Source organism: Hyella patelloides LEGE 07179 (genome assembly GCF_900659865.1).
Taxonomy (GTDB): Bacteria; Cyanobacteriota; Cyanobacteriia; order Cyanobacteriales; family Xenococcaceae; genus Hyella; species Hyella patelloides.
Genome location: NZ_LR214392.1, coordinates 1 through 4,440, shown reverse-complemented (window position 1 = coordinate 4,440; position 4,440 = coordinate 1). Strand labels below are relative to the sequence as shown.

The window sequence follows — 4,440 nt, the reverse complement described above, 5'->3', positions numbered from 1 at the left end:
GGTATTGGCGCTCGCTTCAAATGTTTGAGAATCTGTAATTCTACATCCATTGCCCTCTCTACCTCACAGCTTCTAAATATTTCTTCTATTGTAGTTCAAATTTCGGAAAGTGACAGAAGAGGGATAATTGAATAAATTTAAAGCGGGAAGACTTAGAATATTAATTAATATTCCCAATGCAATCGCTCCAATCAAATATTTAGAGGTACTTACTATTTTTTGACCTATTAATTCAAGGCTTGTTAGACGTTCATCTAAATTACCTAATCCAGTTTCTAAATTATCTAATCTAGTTTCTATATTGTTGAGCTGAGATTCAATTGCAGGTATTTTGTTTACTTAAATCTCTACTTTTTTCAGTCTATCATCTACGCTTTTTAACTGTTTTCCTGATTCTTCAACCTTGAACTTGGTTAAAACAATTGCTTCGTAATTTTTAATCAATTAGTTTAAAATTCCTATTTCATATTCTTGTACTGGATTTTTATTTGTCATTAATTTTGCTTGTAGTATTTTGCGTTATGTTACTATAATTTTTTTAAGATAGCTTAATGTCAACCACTATCTACAAATGGTGGATTTTTTACCAACTTTAACTGGCTATAAGCTTATAGATAATGGCGTAGCGATTTTACTTAATATATTTTATAAATTCTTTTTTAGCAATTCTAAGATTAGTGTTTTTCATTTTTAAGACGAATTTTTGAATAGTTTCAGATTTTAAAAATTTTTGTTAAATCTTTTTTCTTCTAAATTAATTGGCTTATCGCTTTTAATTCTTCCCCAAAGTAGCAACAGGTATTCTCTCCAAAATCCCCTCTCCGAATACTTTATCTAATTCTAAATAATCCAAGTGAACGTAACCAATATGACAGTGACAGGTTTCATTGGAGCAAAGGCGATCTCGTAAGGCACTTTCCCAGTTGGAATTATAGATATTACCAATGGGTTGTCTGATAAAATGACAGCGACGCATATTTCCCTCGCCATCTACAGAAATAACCGATTTACCAGCTTGACAAGAGCGATCGCGGGAGGGATAATGATGGGTATTGATCGGAAACAAGGGATCGATTGCTTCAAAGAAGTCTAAATCACCTTGACTCATCTTAGGTAATTCTTTTTTAACCGCATTAATCCATAAATAGACGTTATTTGGTAATTCCTGGCGTAAAGCTGCAATTTCTTGTTTAAACTTGGGAAATCCGACAACACCAGCACTAAAAGACACATTACGGCGATTTAATTCTAAGCATTGGTTTAAATAGCGATCGCGTTTTATCCACTCTGGATGAAATGTCGCCCATAATGCCAGTTTATCTTTATTACAGTCTTCTACCCAATCTAATTTGCAAGATAGGTTAGTTTGAATTGCTGCTTTACTGACATTAGGTAAGTTGGTTAATCTAACTAATCCTTGTTGATACCAGGGATGGATTAAGGCTTCTCCCCAAGGAGTAAATAGAATTGAAAAGTTATGCTGGTGATTTTGTTCTATCCAGTCGATAAATTTAGTTAATTCTTGTTTGTCTTTGGCTAATTCTATAGCTGACTGTTGTTTCTTTGCAAAGGGACAATATTCACATCCATAGTTACAAATAATTAACGATCCGCGATAGAGTATTGATAGGTGCATTATTTGGAGGGATGAATTAGGAATGAGGAATTATGAATTTTGATTATCGCGAATAGCATAGGCTATATTAACAGGGCTGACAATACCCGTATCTATATTAAAATTTTCTACTCTTCTATTGGCAAAAACTTCTGTATATTCTCCTCTATAACCAGGGTATTCTTGAAAACGTTCTCGCAGATTCCAAGGTTGATAATTAGCTAAAGCTTGTTTTACTTGATCTTCTTCTCTATTACGTAGTGATTTATAAGCAGATAGCTGTACTTGTCGCGATTCATCTTGCAAAGCATTAATAACTAAGTCTAAACCTTCATCTTGATAATTAAGTGCATCTTTTACCGCAGCTATTCTTACTTCTATTTTGTCACTTGCTAATCTATTTTTAACTCCGTCAATTCCTCCTAAAACTAAGCCATCTACAGGAGGAGGATTATTCCCCCCTAGCACAGCATCGTATTCTTTAGGCTTCTGTTCATCATTCATCATTCCTAATTCGTCCTTCAATATACTTCATCATTCATCCCTAATCATTTGAAAGCCTTATTCCGAAACAGAGCAATATCTTTCATCTTCATCTTCATCTTTTTGCTTATCAGTTATTACTCGAATATTTAATTTTTGAAGTGACTCTACTATCTTTTGTGATAAATAATTTTCAGAAATATTGAGAATATCTAAATTATCGATCGCAGAACATTTTAATAATGTGTTTGCTCCTTCATCTGTTAGAGTACCCATAGAGATATCTAAGATTCTAATTCTTTCTAATATTGGGAATTTGGCTATAGCAGCTACTATTTCATCACTGTATTCACTATTTCTTAAGCCTAAATAAATTAAATTTTCTGAAACGTTTCCAGACATAATCCAGTTTAAATCTTCAACCGTAGAATTCCCTCCATAATATTCCGAACCCAACCATAATTCGAGGTGCTGCAAATTAGGTAATTGTAATTTACTAATATCGGCTATAGTATCTTTAGATAAGCCACCTGTTTCGATAATTAAAGCCTGTAATTTATCGTGTTGTATCGGACTAAATCCCAATCCTTCACCGCCACGTATTTGTAACAATTCTAAGTTAGGATATGCACTTAAAACAGGACTTATATTAGTATGGGTAATCCAAGATATTTCTGATTCATCTTGAGTAATATCGCCAATAAAAATTGCCTTGAGATTGGTTAATTTATCTTTAGCATTAACTAAATAATCTACTATATATTGAGATTGAGAAGTTTCAAATACATCCTCTTGCAACATCCCAAAAGTTAACGCTTCAACCTGACTTATTTGACTATCTTTTAACAACTGTTCTAGTAATGGTTCGATGGCTTCTTCTTTCTGCCAACTATATCTAAAGGCATAAGCTTTCCCCACAGGATCGTCAATACCTGTTTCTGAATTAAATTCTATTAATTGCCTTCCTGCAAAAGTTTTAGCATGGTCGTATACACCATCTTCATAGGGTTCTAAACGTTCGTCAAGTTGCCAATACTAGAGATATTTATATTGCCCATTATTGTTATTATAATCTCAAGATAAAAAGGTACATTCTTATTATATCTCCATAAAAAGCGATCTCCTTTATTCTTTTAGATTTTATTTAAGTAAATAATTCAGGATTGACAGAAAAAAAGTCACCCAAAACTGTAGCTTGAGCTTTACTAATTTCGCCCTTTCCATTGACAATTTCCGCAACAACTTCTTCTGAGCCAATTATTTCTACTAAATCTACTTCCTTAATATTTCTTTGCTCCACCAAAAAATTTAATATAGAATTAGAGTCTGATGTCTTTCCTGGTAAATAATGTTCTTGCTCAAACTTTTCAATTAGAACAATTAATAATTCATAAAACTCATCTTCTTCTGGTGTCCGATTTTGACGATTCATTAATTCTTCTACAACTGTTAAAGCTTTTTCATTTTCTTCTTCAGTTCTAATGATTTTAGGTTGATAATTTAATAATATTTCTTTGTACTTTTCTGAATTAAAAATAAGGGTCATTTTTCCATTTCTCCTTATCATACTCTGCATGAGTAAGAATATATTTAATATAAATTAATTGCTTTTTGTAGTCAATGCTAACAATTAATCTATATTTATTACCTTTTATATTAAATACAGTAAAATTCCCTACTACTTCAGCTTTGGGAAAGACTGCTTGAACTTCAACTAAATTAGACCAATTAGCTGATTTTGCAACTTTATACCAGTTATCAAGAGCATTTTGACAATCAGCGTGTCTATCGGCAAATTCTCTGATTTTTTTGTAACTGATAATGTGCATCTACAATTATATTTGTTTTTTCTGATTTTGAGATTATTTTTGAAAATTAATTATATGATAGTATGAGCGATCGCTTTTCTTTTTTAAGGTTTTATTCAAATAAATTTATCTCTCATCATTCATGATTTACTCTTTCAAAATTACTCATATAAAGCAGAATAACGATATCTTCCACAGCCTTTATTATAATCATCTATATCTTGAGGTTCTGCAATAACATTACAATCAAGTTGTGATAATTTATCAACCATTTCTGAAGATAATAAATTCATCGATACATCAAGTGTATGAAGCTGATTAATTGCAGGACAACTTAGTAATACTTCTGCTCCTTTATCCGTTAAAGTCCCTCTGGAAAGATTTAGTATTCTTAAACGTTCTATTATCGGGACTTAAACAATTTTGACGTTAAAAATAAGGTAGAATGCTTTAGTTAAGAGACTTGAGCATTATTATTTAAAGCGATCGCAATCATGAGAGAAACTACTCCCGCAGCCATGCCTCCCTGCAATG

At 32.0% G+C, this 4,440-nt stretch carries 6 protein-coding genes; all 6 read right to left on the bottom strand.

Features of this window, described 5'->3' with window-relative positions; all coding sequences use genetic code 11:
• Window positions 1-772: 772 nt before the first annotated feature.
• Window positions 773-1,636, bottom strand: coding sequence for an STM4011 family radical SAM protein (locus tag H1P_RS35065; RefSeq protein WP_144876369.1), 864 nt, complete (start codon window positions 1,634-1,636; stop codon window positions 773-775).
• A 30-nt stretch (window positions 1,637-1,666) separates the two neighbouring features.
• Window positions 1,667-2,122, bottom strand: a complete 456-nt coding sequence (locus H1P_RS35060; protein ID WP_144876367.1) for a HEAT repeat domain-containing protein — start codon at window positions 2,120-2,122, stop codon at window positions 1,667-1,669.
• Window positions 2,123-2,176: 54 nt separating this feature from the next.
• Window positions 2,177-3,016, bottom strand: coding sequence for an STM4015 family protein (locus H1P_RS35055; RefSeq protein WP_222427408.1), 840 nt, complete (start codon window positions 3,014-3,016; stop codon window positions 2,177-2,179).
• A gap of 226 nt (window positions 3,017-3,242) precedes the next feature.
• A complete protein-coding gene (locus H1P_RS35050) occupies window positions 3,243-3,644 on the bottom strand; it encodes a helix-turn-helix domain-containing protein (RefSeq protein WP_144876365.1) in 402 nt (133 codons plus the stop codon).
• Window positions 3,628-3,927, bottom strand: coding sequence for a type II toxin-antitoxin system HigB family toxin (locus H1P_RS35045; RefSeq protein ID WP_144876363.1), 300 nt, complete (start codon window positions 3,925-3,927; stop codon window positions 3,628-3,630). Before H1P_RS35045 ends, H1P_RS35050 begins: the two co-directional genes overlap by 17 nt.
• Before the next feature lie 140 nt (window positions 3,928-4,067).
• Window positions 4,068-4,199 carry a hypothetical protein gene (locus H1P_RS39175; RefSeq protein ID WP_281291296.1) on the bottom strand — a complete coding sequence of 44 codons (132 nt, stop codon included), beginning with the start codon at window positions 4,197-4,199 and terminating at the stop codon, window positions 4,068-4,070.
• Window positions 4,200-4,440: the final 241 nt, after the last annotated feature.

Excerpts from the sequence above, each read along its gene's own strand:
- H1P_RS35065 (WP_144876369.1), bottom strand. The coding sequence starts at position 1,636 with ATGCACCTATCAATACTCTATCGCGGATCGTTAATTATTTGTAACTAT.
- H1P_RS39175 (WP_281291296.1), bottom strand. The coding sequence starts at position 4,199 with ATGAATTTATTATCTTCAGAAATGGTTGATAAATTATCACAACTTGAT.
- H1P_RS35060 (WP_144876367.1), bottom strand. The coding sequence starts at position 2,122 with ATGATGAATGATGAACAGAAGCCTAAAGAATACGATGCTGTGCTAGGG.
- H1P_RS35045 (WP_144876363.1), bottom strand. The coding sequence starts at position 3,927 with ATGCACATTATCAGTTACAAAAAAATCAGAGAATTTGCCGATAGACAC.
- H1P_RS35050 (WP_144876365.1), bottom strand. The coding sequence starts at position 3,644 with ATGACCCTTATTTTTAATTCAGAAAAGTACAAAGAAATATTATTAAAT.